This is a genomic window from Aeromicrobium sp. YIM 150415 (assembly GCF_016918125.1).
In the GTDB taxonomy this organism is placed as follows: Bacteria; Actinomycetota; Actinomycetes; order Propionibacteriales; family Nocardioidaceae; genus Aeromicrobium; species Aeromicrobium piscarium.
Genome location: NZ_JAERWM010000014.1, coordinates 19,812 through 39,147 on the forward strand (window position 1 = coordinate 19,812; position 19,336 = coordinate 39,147).

The following is a 19,336-nucleotide window of genomic DNA, read 5'->3' on the forward strand; positions in this document are numbered from 1 at the left end:
ATGCCGGCACCGTCCTATCCTGTTCTCTTCTTGGAGGTGACGGCATGACTGCGCAGGACACCGCTCCCGCCACCGAGCCGAAGACGCCGACCTCGGCCGACCTGGCTCGGGTGTTCACCACCGAGCGGCCACCGCGACCGTCCGCCTGGGCCGCGTCCACGACCTTCGGCTGGCGCGCCCTGTTGAAGATCAAGCACGTGCCCGAGCAATTGTTCGACGTGACGCTGTTCCCGATCATGATGACGCTGATGTTCACCTACCTGTTCGGTGGCGCGCTCGCGGGCTCGCCGACGGACTACCTGCAGTTCTTCCTGCCGGGCATCCTCGTCGTCAGCATCGTGATGATCACGATGTACACGGGTCTCGCGGTCAACACCGATATCGAGAAGGGCGTCTTCGACCGGTTCCGCACGTTGCCGATCTGGCGGCCGGCGCCGATGGTCGGCTACCTGCTGGGCGATGGCTTCCGCTACCTGATCGCCTCGGTGGTCATCGTGACGATGGGCCTGATCCTGGGCTACCGACCCGATGGCGGCGTCACCGGCGTGCTCGCCGGGGTGGCGGTGCTGCTGTTGTTCTGCTTCGCGCTGTCGTGGATCTGGACGATGTTCGGGCTGCTGCTGCGCTCGGAGAAGTCGGTGATGGGCGTCAGCATGATGCTGATCATGCCGTTGTCCTTCCTGTCCAGCGCCTATGTCGATCCGTCGACGATGCCGAACTGGCTCGAGGCCTTCGTCAACGTCAATCCGATCACCTTCGCGGTCGACAGCGTCCGCGCGTTGATGAGCGGCGACTGGCCGGGCACCGACCTGCTGTGGTTGGCGATCCTCAGCGCCGGCCTGATCGCGGTCTTCGGCGCGGCGACCATGCGCCTCTACAACCGCAAGTAGAACGACCAGGCCCTGGGACGAGCAGGGCGGTGAGTAGGCGTCCGTTCTCGTGGGCAGACGGACGCTCACTCACCGCCCTCTCCGAAGAACGGACGCCTACTCACCGCCCACCTCGCAGGTCATCGAGTCTTCGCTGGATGAACCGCCGCTGCGGCGTGCCGTCGACGAGCTCGCGAGCACGCTCCCACGATGCCCGCGCAGCCTCGATATCGCCCACCTCGGTGTGCAACAGCGCCAGCGCGGCGTGGAACGGATGGTGGCGTTCGAGCTCGGGCACGCTCTCCAGCTCGCGCAGGAGCGCCAGACCGGCCGCGGGAGTATCGCGTCGAGCGATGGCGATGGCGCGGTTCATCCGGACGACGGGATCGTCCCCTCGGGCGAGCAGCAGGTCGTAGAGCACGACGATCTGGCGCCAGTCGGTGCGGCCGAAGGAGACCGCCTCGGCATGCACGGCGGCGATGGCCGCCTGGATCGTGAAGCGACCGGCGGTCGGACGCCGCGCGGCCCGTTCGACCAAGGTCGTCCCCTCAGCGATCATGGCGCGATCCCAGCGGCCACGCTCCTGATCCTCCAAGGCGACGGGCACCCCGTCCGCATCGATACGTGCGGGCTCGCGCGCCTGGGTCAGCAGCAGAAGTCCGAGGAGGGCCTCGGCCTCCGCCTGCTCGGGAAGGGCCCCGACCACGATGCGCGCCAGACGAAGCGCCTCGCCCGTCAGTTCCGCGCGCACGACCCGCTCACCGGCGGGAGTGTCGTAGCCCGTGGTGTAGATCAACGAGATGGCACTCAGCACGAGGTCCAGGCGCTCGGCCAGGGCATCGGACTCCCGGGGCACGGCGATCGGGATGCGGTTGGCCGCGATGCGCTTCTTGGCGCGGGTGATCCGCGCCTGCAGCGTGGGGACGCTCTGCAGCAGGCAGGCGGCGACCTCCACGGTCGTCAGACCGGCCGCGAAGCGCAACATCATGGCGATCTGATCGGCCGGGCCGATCGCGGGATGGCAACAGGCCATCATCATGGCGAGTTGTTCGTCGAAGACGTCTTCGAGACCGGCGATCGCCTCGTTCTCGGCCGGCGGCGCGCTGGCCGGGTGCTCGAGGGCGTACCCCGCGAGCTTGCCGGTGTAGACGGCATCGCGGCGCACCCGGTCCAGCGCCGTCCGGCGCGCCGTGGTCAGCAGCCAGGCGCTCGGCGAGCGGGGGACGCCCTCGTCCGGCCAGCGGACGAGGGCGGTCTCCATCGCCGCCTGCGCGGCCTCCTCCGCGAGCTCGATATCGCCGAACTGGCGCACGAGGACGGCGACCAGCCGAGCCCACTCGTCGCGGTGCAGCCGCGCGAGGAGCTCGTCGGGCCGGCCGGTCATCCGCGCTCAGAACTCCAGCATGGGGCGGACCTCGACACGCCCGCCCACGGCACCCGGGCACCGCGCGGCCCAGCGCAGCGCCTCGTCGAGATCGTCGACCTCGATCACGATCGTGCCGCCGACGAACTCACGGCTCTCCGCATACGGTCCGGCAGTGATGACGGGAGCGGCATCCGACGAGGCCTTGGTCACGGTGGTGCCCAACTCGGGATCGGTGAGACCGAACCCGCCGCGCAGGATGCCCGCCTCCTCCAGCTCCCGGTCGAAGTCGATGAAGTCCTGATCGCTCGGAGCCTCGGGGCCCTCGCCACAGCGAGCGTCGTCCAGATTCCCCATCAGCAGCATGACGTACTTCATGTCGGTGTTCCTTCCGTTGTCATCCGCCGGATGCGGACTCTCACCTGGTAGACGAACGAGCGGCGGAAGAATCGACAGCCCGGCTCCGACGGATCGATTCTCTCATCGCAAGACCCAGCTGATCGGCTCTTGCGGCCGATACGCGCAGGCACTGCCGGTGCTCACCGAGGCACGCAGATGGGCCGCGAGCTCAGGGTGCACGTCGTCCAGCCGGCGCAGCGTGTCGCGGATGCGTGCGCCGACGGTCTTGCGAGCGCGCTCGGCCTGATCGCCGAGTCGGCGTGAGCGACCGCCGAGCCCGGTGGCCGCACGGAGCTCGTCGATGAGCGCGGCTCGCTCGGCCAGCAGAGTGTCGCGGCGCTCCGTGTCGTCGCGCTGCCCCGCGGCGTCGAGGAGCCCGTCCAGCTGATCGAGCCGGATGCGGTACTGCTCGCGAGCGGTGTCGTCGAGGACCGGGTCACCCCCGAATCGCGAGGCCGCCGATGCCTCGAGCTCGGCTCCTGGTGTCAGTAGGTCCACACTGGCGATATCGGCGCCCGGGGAAGAGACCAGAGCGTGGAGGTCTCCCAGCCCCTTGGCATCGGGCACGGACACCGACCTCCCACCGATCCCGACGCGCCAGGTGGGCCCGTCACGACGGAACTCGCCGGTCATCGCCTCCGCGGTGGGGTGGGCCACGGCGACCGTCGAGGCGATGTCATCGAGCAGGCTCTCGATCCGGGCTCTCATCGCGGGAGCCTCGATGCTGCCGAGGGCATCACGGAGCCGCTCCCTGACGACGGGGACACGGTGATCGTGGGGCTCGAGCATCGACATCAGCTCGAGCCGGGCCACCGTCGCCCAGTAGGGCGTCGAGAGATGTTCAGCCTGGCCGATCGCCCGTTCCGCCAGTTCGACGGCTCGCTCGCGCTGACCGGCTGCCGCCTCGACCATCGCGAGATAGAGGTCGACGGGGCCGCCCAGGTCCATGCCGTAGAGGTCGACCGACCAGCTGCCGCTCAGGTCGGCGAGGCGGGCACGGGCACGTCCGATGAGCTCCGGGTCGCCGGTGCCGGCCGCCACCTGGGCCGTCACCCGGTCGTGGACCACCTGCGGGAGGGAGTCGCTCTCGGCATCGACGCGGCGCAGATGCGCGGCGGCCTCGGTGAAGCGCCGCTCCGCGACACACTGAGTCGCCAGCAGGAGCTCGTTGTCGAGCTCACCCCCGAGCAACGGCTCGAGCATGGTCCGTGCCGATCGCTCATCACCGCGCAGCAGGTGCAGGTTCCACTTCAGATAGCGGGTGATCCACCAGAAGAGGTCCTCGGAGGGCAGCAGGGTCTCTGCCGTGGCGAAGCGTTCCCAGGCCTCGTCGAAGCGACCCCGGAAGCCCGAGATGAGGGCGCCGTCGACATGTTCGCTCGCCGCGAGCCGCGGGGTGCGGTAACGCGCGGCGAGCGTGGCGAAGACCCGGTACTGCTCCAGATAGCCGGGGTCGTTCAGCTCCAGCATCGTCACCCACTGCATCGAGGCGGCGAACTGCTCGGTGTCGCGGTCACCGGTGCGGCGGGCGACCGTCTCCAGCTCGTGCATCACCCGGTGCCGCTCGGCCGCCGTGCCGGGTCTCCACAGTGAGGCGTGGTGCACGGTCAACATGGCGGCGAGCACCTCGTGATCGGACCCGGCTCGTGCTGCCGCGGCCAGGTGCTCGACGACGGCGGCCGCGAGTTCGGCGTCGTCGTCCGGGGTGTCGGGGAGCAGAGACGTCGCACTGTGCCTCAGCAACGCCTGGACCCGCGCGGAGTCGACATCGGGATAACGCTGCAGGCCGAGCGCGAGGCGCGCCCCCGCGGTGGGCGACAGCTCCGCGGCGGTGTCGAGCAGCTCGACCATGAGATCGGTGGCCTCGTCGTCAGGTTCACGGCGCAGTGCTGCCGCGAAGTGCAGCTCGGTGGCGAGGTCGAGCCGGATGAGCGCCCTGCGGTCGGGGTCGGCTGTCAGGTCCGCGGCACGGCGATAGCAGTCCGCGGCGGCAGGGAGGTCCAGTCGTGCGTTGGCATCGCGACCGGCCGCGACGAGCAGGTCGACGGTCTGCTCGGCCGGGATCAGGGCACCCGCGGCGACGGCGTGCTCCGCGGCCTGCCCCGGCAGGACGAGATCGGGGTGTTCGTCCAGTGCCACGACGACGGCACGGTGCAGCGCCGCTGCCGCATCGGCATCGAGATCGGTGAGCACGGTCTCGCGGACGAGATCGTGCACGAAGGCGTACCGGCCCTCGCCGTCGACGCGGAGCAGTCGCGCCGAGAGTGCCGCGGCGCCGCCGGCCGAGGCACGCCCGAAGGGCATCCCCGCCACCTCCGCGAGTACCCGCAGGGAGGCGGGATTCTCCACGATCGCGGCGGCCCGCAGGAGCGCGATGGTGCTCTCCGGCAGCGGGGCGAGACGCCGGCGGACGGCCTCGATGACCCCCGGGGCGAGGGCGTGCTCGCCGTAGCCGCCGGCCCAGAGGCGGGTGGTCTGCTCGACGAAGAACGGATTGCCGCCGGTGCGCCGGTGCAGGTCGGCGATGAACGAGGCCGGTGGTCGCTGACCGGACACTCGATGGGCCAACGCCTCGACGGCCTCGAGATCGAGACCAGTGACCGCGATCGTTCCGGCCTGCGGCGCGATCGCTGTCAACGCTCGATGAGCCGGGCTGCCGCCGTCGTCGATCTCGGTGTCGCGATAGGTGCCGACGAGAAGCAGGCGCTCGAACCACGTGTGTCGGGCGAGGTGGCCCAGCAGATCGACCGTCGCTGGGTCGGCCCAGTGCAGATCCTCGACGACGATGACGAGCGGGTGCACGTGGGCGACCGCGGCCAGCATCGAGGCGATCGAGTCGAAGAGACCGAACTCAGGATCCGCCCCGGGTTCGACGAGGGTGGTGAGGTCCGTGGGATCGAGGCCGGCATCGGCGATGAAGGTGCCGAACTCGGAGGTGCCGAGGGCGCGATGGAGGGCACGCACCACCTGCGTCCACGGCCACAGGGCCGGGGCCGCCGGTGAGCTGGAGCAGGTGCCCACGACCGGGATCGCCCCGATGGCGCGGGCGTGCTCGACCGCGGAGCCGACGAGCGTGGTCTTGCCGATGCCGGCCTCGCCACTGATCAGGACCAGGCCGCCGTGGCTGGACACGGTGCGCTCGACGTCCTCCCGCAGCCGGGAGGTCGAATCATCGCGACCGAGAATGGCACTGAACATCGCCAGTGATTGTCGCACGTCGCACCGACACGACCCCACGACGAGCGCGCGGACCGGTTCAGGCGCGGCCGGTGACCCAGCGGCGCACGGAGGTCGAGCTCACCGTGACGATGACGAGCACCGACAGGCTGGTGGTGGCGAGGACCAACAGACCGGGATGCGCGTCGCCGGAGAGCAGGACGAGCTGCGAGACGGCGTCGACGGTCGCCACCGCCATCAGAAGGGTGCGGGCCCAGCGCCGGCGCCCGAGGGTGAACCCCCACAGCGCGACCACGGCCGCCGCGCCGACGGCCATGCCGACGACCTCGGTGATGGTGTCGGCGAGTCCGCCGTGCAAGGCGAGGGTGATCGCGCCGATGAGCGTCAACAGCGCCTTGACGAGACCGAAGGCGCCGCAGATCAGCAGGGCGGGCGGTGGTAGCCGTCGCTCCCAGGGGGCGCGCCGGGGTGCGCCGGGGGACGGCGCGGTGTCCTGTCCGCTGAGTCCGTCCACGTCCACGATGGCGAGGGAGCCGTCGGTGCGGACGATGTCACCACCCCCGTTGCGGGACGTGAAGGCGGTCGAGAAGTCCTCGATCACGCGCAGTCGCGTCTCCGGCATCGCATAGCGGACGGTGCCGACGACGTAGTCGCGCTCGATGTCCACGTCGCCGTCGACCTTGTGGGTGACCTGGAGGGTGAACGCCGAGAGACCGACGGCGCGGTCGTAGGTGGCGGCGGCGAGCCAGTCGACGCGGAAGCCGCCGGGCAGCACCCAACCCTCGGGGACCGGCCAGAATCGCACGTGATGCCGCTGCGAGGCGTTGCCGTCGACCTCCTGTTCGTAGGCGAAGGCCTGCTGACGGCCGAACAGCAGCAGCGGTGAGACGGGCGCGGCCGGATAGGACCGGCGCAGCACCGCCGAGATCACGATGCCCCACGAGGACCGGAGCGTCACGTCGTCCGCGCGCGTCCAGCCGGCGCGGGTCATCGCCTCGTGCACGTCCTCGGCGGAGCCGTCCGCGGCCAGGTTGACCACGTCGCCGAGCAGGCCGACATCGGTCACCGCGCGCCCGATGAAGTAGTCGGGCACGTAGATCCGGGCGAGCAGCTGCTGCAGCCGCGGGAGACCCACATAGGCGAGCAGCAGCCAGAAGACGATCCCGCTCACGATCCCGAGCAGGGACAGGCCGGACTCGCCGGAGAGCACCTCCCAGCCGAGCCAGACGACGAGGAGTGCCGCGACGACGAAGAAGCCTCCGTCGACCGCGTCCTCCACCGTCCAGTCGCGGCTCGTCTTCCGCGGCGGGCGGGGATAGCTCGGCGGCTGCGACGGAGGCGGGGTGGTGACCGGCCGGCCGCGACGCCAGTCGCCGTGCTCAGTCACGGTGCGTTCCTCGGGGCCTGGCCTCCCCCGATCGGGGTTGCGTAGTGGTCACGAGGTCAGCGTAGGCCTCCCCACGCCCAGGGCGTGTCTGACAATTCGTGACCTACTGCGCGACGTCCCGCGGGCGCCTCGCTGCGTTGCCGTCGCTCGCAAGACAATCCCCCGGTATGGCTTCGCTCCGGCGCCTGGCGAGGCATCCCGCGGATACGCCGCTCGCAACGGCCACGAATTGTCAGACACGCCCTAGGCTGGAGATCGATCGGAGGGAGACCCACGATGAGCGAACGGCCGACCGCCCCGACGGCCGTCGACGGCATGCTGCGATCTCCACGCATCGAGCCGACCGGCTGCACCGTCGCGCAGGCCCTGGAGATCCTCACCGACGACCACGTGCACGCGCTGCTGATCACCGACGGCGACCGACTCGTCTCCGTGATCGAGCGGGAGGATCTGGAGACCGCCGGGCGCGAGGACTTGGCGAGTGTCCACGGCCTGCTCGCCGAGCGGACCGTCCCCCCGGCGACCGAGCTCGAACCGCTGCGGCGGCAGATGGTGGCCGAGGGGCGCCGGCGACTGGCCGTCGTGGACGGGGACCGGCTGCTCGGGCTCTTGTGCCTCAAGTCCTCGGGTACCGGGTTCTGCACCGACGAGGGCGTGGCGGCGCGAGCACGGGAACGTGCCCAGGGGGCAGCGGACGCCGACCCCGAGGTCAGCTGACGAACTCGAGGCGGACCGTGCGCGTTCCGACGGTGAAGCTGTCGCCGGCACGCAGGCCGTCGACGGCGGCGGCGACCGGCGCGTCGGGTGCGATGCCCTCATAGGTGATGCCGTCGACCTCGAAGGCATCGGAGACGACGCCGAGCACGTAGCGATCGCCGTCGAAGCCGATGACCGCTCCGGGACGGGCGACATCGGTCTCGGAGAAGTCGAGCGCCTCGATCGCGTCGAGGATCTCCCGCTGACGGCTCGCGGATCGTTCGAAGAGCGGCTTCAGGTCACCGGCATCATCGGCCTGGGACTGGTCATCGGCGCGGACGACATCCTCGGGGTCGAGCTCGCTGGCGGCCTGTTCGGCCTCGACGCTCGCCTGCGCCGCGGCGAGCTCGCCGCGGACGCGCTCGGTCAGCGCGTCGACGACGCGCCGCTTGGTGTCGGCATCGGGCGTCTGGGGCTCGGCCATGGGACCCTCCTCGATCTCCCGTGCGACCCTACCGAGACGGAGCCGGGCCCGCAGGGTTCCGGAGAACGACGAAGGTCTCCGACGGATGCCGGAGACCTCGTGAGGGATGTGAAGCGCGCCTGTAGGGATTCGAACCCCAAACCTTCTGATCCGTAGTCAGATGCTCTATCCGTTGAGCTACAGGCGCTTGCCGATAACGGCCTCGCCTACTCTACCCGGTCCTCCGCGCGGCGCCCAATTCGGGCCTGCCCCTCGACCGCTCTCGCTCTCATCGGCGGGTCGTCATGGTCGTTCCGGAGGATGCCGGACCAGGCCTCCGCCACCTGGAGGACCGGACCCGTATGACCCGCAATAGTCACTGGAATTTCAAACATTCGTCCCGTTAAACATTGTTACTCAAAGCCTCGTACAGTGGACCCATGACCAAGCCAGAACGTCGGCTCCCCACGCGGCGAGACGCGGTCGCGAACCGCGAGCGTCTGCTAGTGGGTGCCGAAGATTACTTCGCCGAACTCGGCATCGACGCGCCTCTTCACGGACTCGCCGACAGGGTCGGTGTGGGCATCGGCACCGTGTACCGCAACTTCCCTTCTCACCCCGATCTCGTGCGTGCGTTGTACGACCGCATCGTGGAGCGATTCGATGTCGTCGCCGAGGAATGCGCTCAGCAGTCCTCAGGCTGGGACGCGATCGAGACACTCATCCGGCGGAGCGTGCAGTTGCTGGTCGCGCAGCCGGCCACCGCGTCGATCATGCGGCGTCAGCACCACAACGACCCGGAGTACCAGCCGGGGCGTAAGTGGAGCGAGCCGATCGTCGAGTACGTGCAACGGGCCAAGGACGAGGGGCGTCTCCGCGGGGACGTCACCGCGACCGATATCGCGACGATCCCGTTCACGATGTCGAGCATCCAGACCCTCCCGATGGGCGAGGAGTCGTCAGTGCCGCACCGGCTCATCACGTTGATGCTCGACGGCCTGCGTGCCCATCCGCACGAGGCGACGCCGATCGATGAGGACCCGCTGTCCCGACGGGACCACTACTCACTCGTCCACGGCGCACGGAACTGACCCGCCCCCGATTCCGGGCGGGCCGTGATCGGCCGCTATCCTGAACAGGTTGCATCGGATCGGTTGATCCGGTGCGCCAGGAGATGTCGCATAGTGGCCTAGTGCGCCCGCCTGCTAAGCGGGTTGAGGGTTAAACCTCTCGCGGGTTCAAATCCCGCCATCTCCGCACCCAACGCGAGGAGCCGTCGAAAGGCGGCTCCTCGTTCTCTTTCGCTGGTGTCCACCCAACCCGATAGCGTGCGGAGCTCGCTCCGCACCGAGGATGACCACCCAGCCCGACCCTCGCCCGAGCGCTCCGCACCCAACCCGCCCCACGGGCGGTGTATCAGCGTCCATCTCCGTCAGTGAGCGGTGCCTAGGCGTCCTTCTGAGCGAACGAAAGGACGCTGATACACCGATCGCGTCGCCAGAAGGACGCCTACTCACCGCCCAGGCGGTGTGTCGGTGAGGGTCAGTCGAAGGTGAAGCGGGTGTAGCCGTGGGCGGTGTTCAGGCGATCGTAGACATCGCGCAGCAGCCGGGCGCGGTCGCGGGTGTCGATCGTCTCGAGTGGGAAGACCTGCTCGTCATTCGTGACGGTGGTGAAGCGGAGGTGGCGGGACGAGGCCTTCACGTCGCGCACGTCCTTCCAGCGTCCCTCGAAGGCGTGGCGCTGCGCCCGGACACGTCCGCGATACCCGGCCCCGTCGAGCATGAGGACCACCGGGGGACGCAGCGCGAGCCGCGCGGCGAGCACGAGGGCGAGCACCGCCACCACTGCGCCGGTCGCGGCGACGATGGCACCCCACGGATCGAACTGGACCGTCCAGAAGGCCACCAGGACCGCGACACCGGCCACCAGGACATAGGCTCCGATGCTGAGCATCGCGTGGGCGCAGTCGAGGCGATAGAGCGAGCGGGGCGCGGGCGCGGAGGGTTCAGGCTGCTGAGTCACAGGATCGATGGGCCCAATCGGGAGTCGGGACGGATGGCGGGCGACACCAGTGTCGCACGCAGTCAGGAGGCGAGATCGGCCTCGGCCGGTACGGCGAACCAGATCGTGCGGTGGGTCCAGTCACCGGGTCCCACACGATCGCCGGAGCAGACGATGAGGGCGATCTGCGGGTATCCCGCGTCCTCGTAGTAGCGGGGGAAGCCATCGGCCGCGAGGACCTCGACGCGCTCGCTCACCTCGTAGCAGAGGCGCTGTCCGTCGTCGCCGCGCAGCTCGATCGGATCACCGAGCTCGAGCTCGTCCAGGAACCGATTGCCCAGTGCACCGTCGTCGGGGAAGGTGTGCGCGTTGAGCAGCACATTGCCGGACGGATCCCCCGGGGAGACGCCCGGCGGCTCGTCCCAGGCGATCGCCGAGGCCCCCTCGCCGTCCAGGGGCAGCACTCCGGGCACATCGTTGCCGTCGCGTGGCATCGCCACGACGGGCGCGTCGATGCCGTCGACGACGGCCGAGGACGGGGTGAAGGGCTCGTCCGTGGTGCAGGGGTCCTCGGCCGGCTCGGTGGGAGTGGGCGAGGGGCTCGGAGCCGCGGTGGGCTCATCCTCTCCTCGGCCGACCAACCACCCGACTGCCACGAGGACGATCAGGGCGACGACCACCACGGCCAGGGTCGCTACGCGTCGTCTCGTCACGATCGTCCCCTTTCAGCGGCCGGCACGGTGTCCGTCGTGGAGCAGAGGGGGCGGGATTCGAACCCGCGGCTGACATCTCTGCCAGCGACCGCTTTCAAGGCGGTTCCGATCGGCCACTCCGGCACCCCTCCTGGCTCATCTCGCGAGATGAGGCCATCTCGATTCTCGCACCCGGCACCAGCACAGCGCTCCATGGGCCGTCGTGACCACCGCGGCGGCACGGAACTCCCGAGCGACTGCCACCGGCGGGATCGGCTGGTTGACACGTCATCGGGATCCGCTCGGGCACGATGTCGGTGCATGGTGCACCTGACACACCCCCGGTGGCGGTTGACCAATCACCGCCCCGAGCCGGCAGAGGCGGTCACTTCAGCGGGCTGAACCGTCCGGGCTCGACCCGGGACGGAGGCGCCACCGCACGGGCGGCTCGCGCCGAGCGCGGCGAGAGGATGATGCGCCGCAGCAGCAGCCCGATCGGGATGCCCAAAGCGGCCGAGTAGAGCGTCGAGAAGGCGAAGTACGACGGGTAGGCACCCGGGTCGATGAGCGAGGTCGTGATGACCGCGGTGCCGAGCACCGCGAAGACGCACACCCACCATCCCTCGCGGTAGCGCGATCGCAAGGACGTACCCACGATGATGGCGGGGAAGCCGATCAGGACCTCGAAGGGCCGGGGGACCCCGCCGATGTTCTGGCGCATCCAGATGATGGAGTCGTCGAGCGCCTCCTTCAGCCCCGGACTGCCGTAGAGGCGCACGATGCCGCCGTAGACGAACAGCAGCACCGCGACGACGGCGACGCCCACGAGGATCCACAGATGCTGTCGGCTCAAGCCGTGCAGACCGGCGCCGAGACTCCACATGGTCGCCACGCCCAGTGCGACCGCCGAGGCGAGCACGAGACCGCTGTACACCGGCACGTTCGCCGGGGCGTTCCAGGCGGCGACACCGACCGTTCCGCTCACGGCCAGCAGAAGCGAGATGCCGTACTCGCGTAGGGAAGCGCCCACCGTCGGGGCCGGCAGCGTCAGCATGACCGCCACCAGCGCGGAGAGCACGGCGGTCAGTCCGGCGGCTGCCACCAGCAGCAGCCCCCGCTCGGTGATGATCGCTCCCGCGGCCACCAGGACCGCGAGCGGCACCCACAACCGCATGTGGCCACCGACCCGGTGCGTGAGCATCATCGAGAACGCGACCAGCAGGAGGGCGGCGCTCGACCGCCACACCCATTCGGGGATGGAGACGGGTGTCGCCACGACGCTGCTCAGCGAGCCGACGAAGCCCACGAGCCAGCCGACGACCGTGAGCCACTCGAAGGCACGCGCCGTGCGCGGCGAGGCGAAGCGCGGTCCGCGGGTGGGTCGCTCGTAGACCGGGGCGACCGACGCGTCGAGACGGCGACGGCGGCCGGGCTGCGTGGTGCTCACGTCGAGCGCATCCTCCGGTTGGCGAGCGAGGGGTTGACCTCGCGGGAACGGGCGACGACCCGGGGTTCCAGATCGGCGCGGATCACGGCGGTGTCGGTACCGCGAACCTCGTCAACGATAGAGCCCCAGGGATCGACGACCAAGGAATGACCGGTGTAGCGATCGCCTCCCTGCGCCGCCGCGACGACGTACACGGTGTTCTCGAGCGCGCGAGCGGCCAGCAGCGTGCGCCAGTGATCGACCTTGCGCTCGCCCGCGACCCAGGCTGCCGGGACCACCAGGACGTCGGGGACGGGGTCGGTGTCCATCAGCGCCCGGGCGAGCTCGGGGAAGCGCAGGTCGTAGCAGGTCATCAGCCCGACCCGGGTCCCGGCGATATCGATCGCGACGGGCTCGATCGCCCCGGCGCGCAGCCGATCGGACTCGCGATAGCCGAAGGAGTCGTAGAGGTGGATCTTGCGATAGGTCGACCGCAGACCTTGCGGGCCGGCGACCACGAGCGTGTTGTACGGCAGTCCGTCGGTGCGCTCGAACATCCCGGCCACGATCGTGGTGTCGAGACGTGCCGCGTGCTCGGTCAGCGAAGACACGAACGGACCGTCCAGGGACTCGGCGACGGCGGCGAGATCATGGTCGGCGCTGCCGAAATCGTGCATGACGGCCTCGGGCAGCACCACCAGGTCGGTCGACCCGGGCTCGACCCCCGCGAGGGCGGAGGCGATGAGCTCACGATTGCGCGCCGCGTCGATATCGGCGGCGAGCTGGACCACGGCGATACGCATGCGCACCAGTGTCGCATCGCTACGGTGGTCCCATGCGTGCTGTCGTCGTGAACGAGCCCGGTGGACCCGATGCCCTCGAAGTGGTCGATGTTCCGATCCCTGAGCCCGGACCGGGCGAGGTGCTGATCCGCGTCTCCGCCGCCGGCGTGAACCGTGCGGATGTCATGCAACGACGGGGGCTCTACGATCCGCCGCCGGGCTCGACCCGGGTCCTGGGGCTCGAATGCTCGGGAGAGATCACCGCCGTCGGCGAGGGCGTCGACGACGGTCAGGTGGGACGGCAGGTCGCCGCGCTCCTGACCGGCGGCGGATACGCCGAGTACGTCAGCGTCCCGCTCGGCCAGGTCGCCCCGATTCCGGCGGGGATCGATCTGGTGACCGCCGCGGGCCTGATGGAGACCTACTCGACCGTCTGGTCGAATGTGTTCATGATCGGCCGCCTGCATCCGGGCGAGACCTTCCTGGTGCACGGCGGATCGAGCGGGATCGGCACCACGGCCATCCAGCTCGCCACGGCCTTCGGCGCCACCGTCGTCACCACCGTCGGCACGGCCGAGAAGGCTCAGCTGTGCCGCGATCTCGGGGCCGATCACGTCATCAACTACCGCGACGAGGACTTCGTCGAGGCGATGCGGGCGGCGGATCTGAAGGCCGATGTCATCCTCGACATCATCGGCGCCAAGTACCTCGGCCAGAATGTCGCGGCCCTCAACACCGCGGGCCGCCTCGTGGTCATCGGCTTGCAGGGCGGCGTCAAGGGCGAGCTCAATCTCGGTGCTCTCCTCGCCAAACGGGCCGCCGTCACCGCCACCTCGCTCAGAGCGCGTCCTGTCGAGGAGAAGACCACGATCGTGCAGCAGATGACCGAGCAGGCCTGGCCGCTCCTCGAGGACGGCACGGTCAAGCCGATCGTGCACGCCACGATGGATCTCAGCCAGGTCGCGGACGCGCACCGGATCATGGAGGAGTCCAGCCACTCGGGCAAGATCCTGCTCACCCTCGCCTGAAGGCGGCGCTCCTTCGCCTACCAGATACGTTCATGCCGTCGTGTCATCTAGACTGGTGCCATGAGCGACGATCACGTGATCGATCCTTCAGGGCACCCGGTCGCCGCGCCCTCGGGCGATGCCGCCGAGACCGGCACTCCGCTCTCGGACCTCGTCGAGCAGCCCGCCAAGGTCATGCGCATCGGCGGCATGATCCGTCAGCTCCTCGATGAGGTGAAGTCCGCGCCGCTGGACGATGCCAGCCGCTCCCGGCTCCGCGAGATCTACGAGCAGTCGATCACCGAGCTCAAGGACGGACTCGCCCCCGAGCTGGTCGCCGAACTCGAGCGTCTCAGCCTCCCCTTCGACGCGGTCTCGCCCACCGAGGCCGAGCTGCGGATCGCTCAGGCGCAGCTCGTCGGCTGGCTGGAGGGACTCTTCCACGGCATCCAGGCCGCCCTCTACGCCCAACAGGTGCAGGCCCAGACGCAGTTCGCGAACATGCGCCTCGCGCTGCCACCCGGCGCGCAGGCCCCCGATTCCTCCGCGGCCGATCCTGCCGGCGGACGCGGTGACCCGGGCACCGGCGGAATGTACCTCTAGGAGCGATGCCACCGTGCTGATCACGTCCTCACGCTCGCTTCCTCCGTGCGCGATGCGACCGGAGGTCTACCAGGACGAGCAACTGCTCTGCCCTCCCGCCCGGCACGAGTCCTCGGCCGAGCAGTGGCGGGACTTCCAGGCCAAGCGGGACGCGGCGCACCGTCGCTGCGCCGGTTGTGAGGTACTGCCCGAATGCCTGTACCAGGCGGTCGTCGAGGTCGACGTCTCCGGCTTCGTGGCGTGCACGAGCGAGCGGGAACGTCAGCGGATGCGCCGTGTGCTCGGGATCGACGGTCCTCTCCACGATCCCACCCAGGACGCCCCTCGGTCAGGCGGCGGTCCGGTCGACCACGATCTGGTGATGGCGACCCGCCGAGCACATCCCGATGACACGAGCCGGCAGCTCGCGGAGCGCCTCGGATGCTCGCTGTCCACGGTCAAGCGCCACCTGCGGCGCGCCCGGGAGACCGAGTCACCGGCACCCCCGAGTCCGGTCGCGCCGCCCACGATCGCCCAGGTGCTCGACGTCTTCGACGATCTGGAGAAGACCGCCTAGTAGTACAGCGTGGCTGCTGTTGACCCCCACGAAGGATGTGCCTCGGTGGCTGCCATGGCGACCACCGAGGCACATCTTGCGTGAGCGGCCGACGGAAGATCAGGGGCCCGGGGACCTCAGAGGTAGCGGGAGAGCTCCTCGGCGAGACCGTCCTCGTCGATGCCGCCGGTGACGGAGTCCGCCACGCGTGTGACCTCGTCGGGCGCCTGGCCCATCGCCACGCCGCGTCCGGCCCACTGCAGCATCTCGATATCGTTGCGGCCGTCGCCGACCGCGAGCACATCCGCGGGCGAGATGCCCCGCGCCTGGCACACGTAGTCGAGCCCGGAGGCCTTCGAGACGCCGACCGGTGCCAAGTCCAGCCAGGAGCTGTAGCCGATGAAGTAGTTGGTGTCGTCGAGGCCGAGGTCGGCGACGAGGGCGTGGAACTCCTCCGAGTCGTGCTCGGGCGAACGGATGATGACGCGGCTGACCGGCTCGCGCACGAGGTCATCGACCTCCTCGACGACGATGGTGCCGTTGATCTCGCCGGCGGGGAACGGCTGGGAGACGCGATAGCCCACACCGACGTCCTCGACCGCGACGATCGCCTCGGGCATCGTCTTGAGCACCCGGGCGACCGCCTCACGCGCATCGAAGGTCACCAGGTGACGCACCCGGAAGGGGTCGACATCGAAGACCACCGAGCCATTGCTGGAGACCGCGATGCCGTCGTCGATCGCGAGCTTGTGCAGCACGTCGTACACGCCGGGGGCGGACCGTCCGGTGGCGATGACGATCTCGGAGCCGCGCTCGCGCATCGCGTGGATCGCCGTGCCGACCGCCGTCGTCATCAGGTTCTCACCGTCGACGATCGTGCCGTCGACGTCCAGCGCCACGAGCTTCGGGAACCAGCTCATCGGCGAGGCTCCAGGATCTCGCCGAGGAAGGGCTGGAGGGCCGCGGGCAGACGCACCGAGCCGTCCGCCTGCTGGCCGTTCTCCAGCAGCGCCACGATCGTGCGCGTCATGGCGCAGAGCGTGCCGTTGAGGGTCGCCGCGGGGACGGTGCCGTCCTCGCCGCGGAGCCGAATGTCGAGCCGCCGGGACTGGAACTGGGTGCAGTTGGAGGCCGAGGAGACCTCGCGGTAGGTGCCCTGCGTGGGGATCCACGCCTCGCAGTCGAACTTGCGGTAGGCGGACATGCCGAGATCGCCGGTGGCCACATCGATCACCCGATAGGGCAGCTCGAGCGCGTCGAGCCACGCCTTCTCCCAGCCGAGGATGCGCTCATGCTCGGCGTAGGACTCCTCCTCGGAGGTGTAGACGAACATCTCGACCTTGTCGAACCAGTGGACCCGGAAGATGCCGCGGGTGTCCTTGCCGTACGACCCGGCCTCACGACGGAAGCACGGGCTGAAGGCGGCATAGCGCAGCGGCATCGCGGCGGGGTCGAGGATCTCGTCGCTGTGGTAGGCCGCCATCGGCACCTCGGAGGTGCCGACGAGGTACAGATCGTCCTTCTCGATGCGATAGACATCGTCGGCGGCCTGGCCGAGGAATCCCGTGCCGGCCATCGCCTCGGGCTTGACGAGCGCGGGCGGGATGACCGGGGTGAAGCCCCACTCGGCCGCCTTGCTCATCGCGAGCTGAGTAAGAGCGAGCTCCAGCTGTGCGCCGACCCCGGTCAGGAAGTAGAAGCGCGAGCCGCTGACCTTGGCTCCCCGCTCCATGTCGATGGCGCCGAGCAGCTCGCCGAGCTCGAGGTGGTCCCGCGGCTCGAAACCCTCAGCGGCGAAATCACGCGGCGTGCCGTGGGTCTCCAGCACGACGAAATCGTCCTCGCCGCCCTCGGGGGACTCCGGCGCGGTGAAGTTGGGAACGCGCTGCATCAGGGCGTGGAAGTGGCGGCCGGCCTCGTCCCGGTCCGCATCGGCCTGCTTGACCTGGGCGGAGAGCTCCTTGGTGCGCGTCAGCAGGGCCTGCTTCTCCTCGCCCTGGGCCTTGGCGACCTGCTTGCCGAGGGTCTTCTGCTCGCTGCGCAGGTGCTCGAAGGCCGCGATGGACGATCGGCGGTGTTCGTCGGCGGCGATGAGCTCGTCGACGAGGTCCACGGACTCGCCTCGGCGGCGCAGAGCATCACGCAGGGCATCGGGCTGGTCACGGAGAACGCGCGGGTCGATCACGCTGCCAGCCTATCGACCGGCCCGCGCCGACGGGACTGTCCGGTGCCGGTCGATTACGCTGTTCGAGCACCGCATCACCCGAGAGGAGCCCCGTGGCGATCGACGTCCGACGCGCTGACCCCGACCGGCAGTGGCAGATACCGGCGTTGGTAGCCGTCCTGACGCTGCTGTTCGCCGTTCCGGCGATCGGACTGTCGTGGGGGTGGTCCGCCCAGCTCGACCTCGATCGGAGCATCGCCGACGCCGCCTACGATGTCAGCCGGCAACGAGAGTGGCTCATCGATCTCCTCGAGATCATCGCCGTCGTCGCCAGCAACTGGGGCACCGGTATCGGACTCGCCGTCCTGGCGGGTTGGATGCTGTGGCGCAAGGAACGCGGGATCGCGGGCTGGGTGATCGCCAGCGGCATCGTCGTCATCGGCGGCAATGCGCTGATCAAGCTCATCTTCACCCGCGATCGCCCCTTCTGGGATCACCCACTCCATGAGATCGGTGGCTACTCCTTCCCCAGCGGCCACAGTGCCGGTGCGGGCGTCTTCTTCACCGTTCTGGGACTGTTGACGGTCGTCGCGACCGGGCGTGGATGGAAGCGCCGGGTCCTGCTGACACTGTGGACCCTGCTCACCCTCGCGGTCGCCGCCAGTCGCGTCCTCCTGGGGGTGCACTTCTTCAGCGATGTGGTCGCCGGGGTGGCCTTCGGGTCGCTGGCCACGATGCTGCTGTGGATCCTGCTGGTCAGCGGCAATGGCCGCGCACCGTCCGAGACGGCCACCGCCACCGGCAGCGGCCGCTTCCAGTCCGCCGTGATCCTCAATCCGTCGAAGATCGCCGATGTGGCCGACTTCCGGGCGAAGGTGAGCCAGGTCGCCGCCTCCTACGGATGGAACGAGCCACGCTGGTTCGAGACGACCGTCGAGGATCCCGGTCACGGGCAGACGCGCGCGGCGATCGCCGGTGGCGTCGACCTCGTGGTGGCCGCCGGTGGCGACGGCACGGTGCGCGCGGTGTGCGAGGAGGCGGCTCGCACCGGTGTCGCGGTCGGCATCCTGCCCCACGGCACCGGGAATCTCCTGGCCCGCAATCTCGACATCCCGGTCAACACGCGGGACGCGCTCGATGTCGTCTATGCCGGACAGGACCGGGCGATCGACCTGGCGACCTTCCGCCGCGACGACGAGGACGACACCGCCTTCCTCGTGATGGCCGGCCTCGGCATGGACGCGATGATCATGTCGGGGGTCAACGACCAGCTGAAGAAGAAGGTCGGTTTCCTCGCCTACTTCGTCTCCGGCACGCGGGCCATCACCTTCCCGCGCACCAAGGTCACCATCACCATCGACGACGAGGAGCCGGTGACCTTCAAGGCGCGTACCGTCGTGGTCGGCAATGTGGGACAGCTGCAGGGTGGGATTCCTCTGCTCCCCGACGCGGAGATCGACGACGGCCGTCTGGATGTCGTCGTGGTGGCGCCCAAGCGGTTCATCGGCTGGGTGGCCATCGTCGCGCGGGTGATGACTCGGCGGCTGACCAATGACAAACGCCTGACCCGGCTCAGCGGCGAGCGCGTGCACGTGAAGGCCGAGAAGCCGGTGCCGATGCAACTCGACGGCGACGGTGTCGGTGAGGGCAGCGAGATCACCGCCGAGGTGCATCAGGGAGTCGTGCTCATCCGCGTGCCGGTCGCGCTTCCCCCGGCCACCTGACGCCCCTCCCCTCGGGCGGTGGGTTAGCGTCCATCTGCTCGGACG

18 protein-coding genes and 3 tRNA genes are annotated in these 19,336 nt (G+C 69.5%); 8 read left to right on the plus strand and 13 right to left on the minus strand.

Annotation, left to right across the window (positions count from 1 at the left end; translation table 11 throughout):
* The first annotated feature begins 44 nt into the window (after window positions 1–44).
* Complete coding sequence (locus tag JL108_RS09775) at window positions 45–890, plus strand: ABC transporter permease (RefSeq protein WP_205198117.1); 846 nt, start codon at window positions 45–47, stop codon at window positions 888–890.
* A gap of 100 nt (window positions 891–990) precedes the next feature.
* Here JL108_RS09775 and JL108_RS09780 read toward each other — a convergent pair whose 3' ends face one another.
* From JL108_RS09780 to JL108_RS09795, 4 genes are all read right to left on the minus strand, one after another.
* Window positions 991–2,253, minus strand: a complete 1,263-nt coding sequence (locus JL108_RS09780; RefSeq protein WP_205198118.1) for an RNA polymerase sigma factor — start codon at window positions 2,251–2,253, stop codon at window positions 991–993.
* Window positions 2,254–2,259: 6 nt separating this feature from the next.
* Entirely contained in the window at window positions 2,260–2,610 is a 351-nt protein-coding gene (locus tag JL108_RS09785; RefSeq protein ID WP_143912863.1) for a YciI family protein, read from the minus strand.
* A 102-nt stretch (window positions 2,611–2,712) separates the two neighbouring features.
* The gene (locus JL108_RS09790; RefSeq protein ID WP_205198119.1) at window positions 2,713–5,829 is read right to left on the minus strand and encodes an AAA family ATPase; all 3,117 of its coding nucleotides are present in this window, start codon (window positions 5,827–5,829) and stop codon (window positions 2,713–2,715) included.
* Between the two features lie 58 nt (window positions 5,830–5,887).
* Window positions 5,888–7,195, minus strand: a complete 1,308-nt coding sequence (locus tag JL108_RS09795) for an LssY C-terminal domain-containing protein (protein WP_205198120.1) — start codon at window positions 7,193–7,195, stop codon at window positions 5,888–5,890.
* Between the two features lie 276 nt (window positions 7,196–7,471).
* Between JL108_RS09795 and JL108_RS09800 the strand changes: the two genes are divergently transcribed.
* A complete protein-coding gene (locus JL108_RS09800; RefSeq protein ID WP_205198121.1) occupies window positions 7,472–7,912 on the plus strand; it encodes a CBS domain-containing protein in 441 nt (146 codons plus the stop codon).
* Here the strand turns inward: JL108_RS09800 and JL108_RS09805 are convergent.
* On the minus strand, window positions 7,905–8,375 hold the full coding sequence (locus JL108_RS09805; protein WP_205198122.1) for a hypothetical protein: 471 nt from the start codon (window positions 8,373–8,375) through the stop codon (window positions 7,905–7,907). The genes JL108_RS09800 and JL108_RS09805 overlap by 8 nt on opposite strands.
* Before the next feature lie 114 nt (window positions 8,376–8,489).
* Window positions 8,490–8,562: transfer RNA gene (locus JL108_RS09810), tRNA-Arg, on the minus strand.
* A gap of 232 nt (window positions 8,563–8,794) precedes the next feature.
* Between JL108_RS09810 and JL108_RS09815 the strand changes: the two genes are divergently transcribed.
* Together JL108_RS09815 and JL108_RS09820 are read left to right on the plus strand one after the other, a co-directional pair.
* Window positions 8,795–9,445, plus strand: coding sequence for a TetR/AcrR family transcriptional regulator (locus JL108_RS09815; protein ID WP_143912868.1), 651 nt, complete (start codon window positions 8,795–8,797; stop codon window positions 9,443–9,445).
* A gap of 79 nt (window positions 9,446–9,524) precedes the next feature.
* Window positions 9,525–9,611, plus strand: a tRNA-Ser gene (locus JL108_RS09820).
* Window positions 9,612–9,896: 285 nt separating this feature from the next.
* Here the strand turns inward: JL108_RS09820 and JL108_RS09825 are convergent.
* The 5 genes from JL108_RS09825 to JL108_RS09845 form a co-directional block, all read right to left on the minus strand.
* Window positions 9,897–10,379 (minus strand): hypothetical protein, encoded by a 483-nt coding sequence (locus tag JL108_RS09825; RefSeq protein WP_205198123.1) that lies wholly within the window; start codon window positions 10,377–10,379, stop codon window positions 9,897–9,899.
* A 62-nt stretch (window positions 10,380–10,441) separates the two neighbouring features.
* Window positions 10,442–11,071: a class F sortase gene (locus JL108_RS09830; protein ID WP_205198124.1), complete on the minus strand. Its 630-nt coding sequence runs from the start codon at window positions 11,069–11,071 to the stop codon at window positions 10,442–10,444.
* Between the two features lie 42 nt (window positions 11,072–11,113).
* A tRNA-Ser gene (locus JL108_RS09835) sits at window positions 11,114–11,202 on the minus strand.
* A gap of 233 nt (window positions 11,203–11,435) precedes the next feature.
* The gene (locus tag JL108_RS09840; protein WP_205198125.1) at window positions 11,436–12,497 is read right to left on the minus strand and encodes a hypothetical protein; all 1,062 of its coding nucleotides are present in this window, start codon (window positions 12,495–12,497) and stop codon (window positions 11,436–11,438) included.
* Entirely contained in the window at window positions 12,494–13,279 is a 786-nt protein-coding gene (locus tag JL108_RS09845) for a carbon-nitrogen hydrolase family protein (RefSeq protein WP_205198126.1), read from the minus strand. The genes JL108_RS09840 and JL108_RS09845 overlap by 4 nt, the downstream gene beginning before the upstream one ends.
* A gap of 32 nt (window positions 13,280–13,311) precedes the next feature.
* Between JL108_RS09845 and JL108_RS09850 the strand changes: the two genes are divergently transcribed.
* Genes JL108_RS09850 through JL108_RS09860 form a run of 3 tightly spaced genes read left to right on the plus strand, consistent with a single transcriptional unit; the run spans window position 13,312 to window position 15,424 of the window.
* The gene (locus tag JL108_RS09850) at window positions 13,312–14,286 is read left to right on the plus strand and encodes an NAD(P)H-quinone oxidoreductase (RefSeq protein ID WP_205198127.1); all 975 of its coding nucleotides are present in this window, start codon (window positions 13,312–13,314) and stop codon (window positions 14,284–14,286) included.
* 60 nt (window positions 14,287–14,346) lie between these two features.
* On the plus strand, window positions 14,347–14,868 hold the full coding sequence (locus JL108_RS09855) for a bacterial proteasome activator family protein (RefSeq protein ID WP_205198128.1): 522 nt from the start codon (window positions 14,347–14,349) through the stop codon (window positions 14,866–14,868).
* Between the two features lie 13 nt (window positions 14,869–14,881).
* On the plus strand, window positions 14,882–15,424 hold the full coding sequence (locus JL108_RS09860) for a sigma factor-like helix-turn-helix DNA-binding protein (protein ID WP_205198129.1): 543 nt from the start codon (window positions 14,882–14,884) through the stop codon (window positions 15,422–15,424).
* A gap of 116 nt (window positions 15,425–15,540) precedes the next feature.
* On the opposite strand, the gene JL108_RS09865 is transcribed toward JL108_RS09860, so the two are convergent.
* Together JL108_RS09865 and serS are read right to left on the minus strand one after the other, a co-directional pair.
* Window positions 15,541–16,323: an HAD family hydrolase gene (locus JL108_RS09865; protein WP_205198130.1), complete on the minus strand. Its 783-nt coding sequence runs from the start codon at window positions 16,321–16,323 to the stop codon at window positions 15,541–15,543.
* Window positions 16,320–17,588, minus strand: a complete 1,269-nt coding sequence (serS, locus tag JL108_RS09870; RefSeq protein ID WP_205198131.1) for a serine--tRNA ligase — start codon at window positions 17,586–17,588, stop codon at window positions 16,320–16,322. Before serS ends, JL108_RS09865 begins: the two co-directional genes overlap by 4 nt.
* Before the next feature lie 92 nt (window positions 17,589–17,680).
* On the opposite strand from serS, the gene JL108_RS09875 reads away from it, so the two are divergent.
* Window positions 17,681–19,291, plus strand: a complete 1,611-nt coding sequence (locus JL108_RS09875; RefSeq protein ID WP_205198132.1) for a diacylglycerol kinase family protein — start codon at window positions 17,681–17,683, stop codon at window positions 19,289–19,291.
* Window positions 19,292–19,336: the final 45 nt, after the last annotated feature.

Bases quoted from the DNA above. Each gene is read 5' to 3' on its own strand.
- JL108_RS09845 (WP_205198126.1), bottom strand. From the start codon at position 13,279: ATGCGTATCGCCGTGGTCCAGCTCGCCGCCGATATCGACGCGGCGCGC.
- JL108_RS09850 (WP_205198127.1), top strand. From the start codon at position 13,312: ATGCGTGCTGTCGTCGTGAACGAGCCCGGTGGACCCGATGCCCTCGAA.
- JL108_RS09805 (WP_205198122.1), bottom strand. From the start codon at position 8,375: ATGGCCGAGCCCCAGACGCCCGATGCCGACACCAAGCGGCGCGTCGTC.
- JL108_RS09780 (WP_205198118.1), bottom strand. From the start codon at position 2,253: ATGACCGGCCGGCCCGACGAGCTCCTCGCGCGGCTGCACCGCGACGAG.
- JL108_RS09775 (WP_205198117.1), top strand. From the start codon at position 45: ATGACTGCGCAGGACACCGCTCCCGCCACCGAGCCGAAGACGCCGACC.
- JL108_RS09855 (WP_205198128.1), top strand. From the start codon at position 14,347: ATGAGCGACGATCACGTGATCGATCCTTCAGGGCACCCGGTCGCCGCG.
- JL108_RS09815 (WP_143912868.1), top strand. From the start codon at position 8,795: ATGACCAAGCCAGAACGTCGGCTCCCCACGCGGCGAGACGCGGTCGCG.
- JL108_RS09800 (WP_205198121.1), top strand. From the start codon at position 7,472: ATGAGCGAACGGCCGACCGCCCCGACGGCCGTCGACGGCATGCTGCGA.
- JL108_RS09865 (WP_205198130.1), bottom strand. From the start codon at position 16,323: ATGAGCTGGTTCCCGAAGCTCGTGGCGCTGGACGTCGACGGCACGATC.
- JL108_RS09790 (WP_205198119.1), bottom strand. From the start codon at position 5,829: ATGTTCAGTGCCATTCTCGGTCGCGATGATTCGACCTCCCGGCTGCGG.
- JL108_RS09785 (WP_143912863.1), bottom strand. From the start codon at position 2,610: ATGAAGTACGTCATGCTGCTGATGGGGAATCTGGACGACGCTCGCTGT.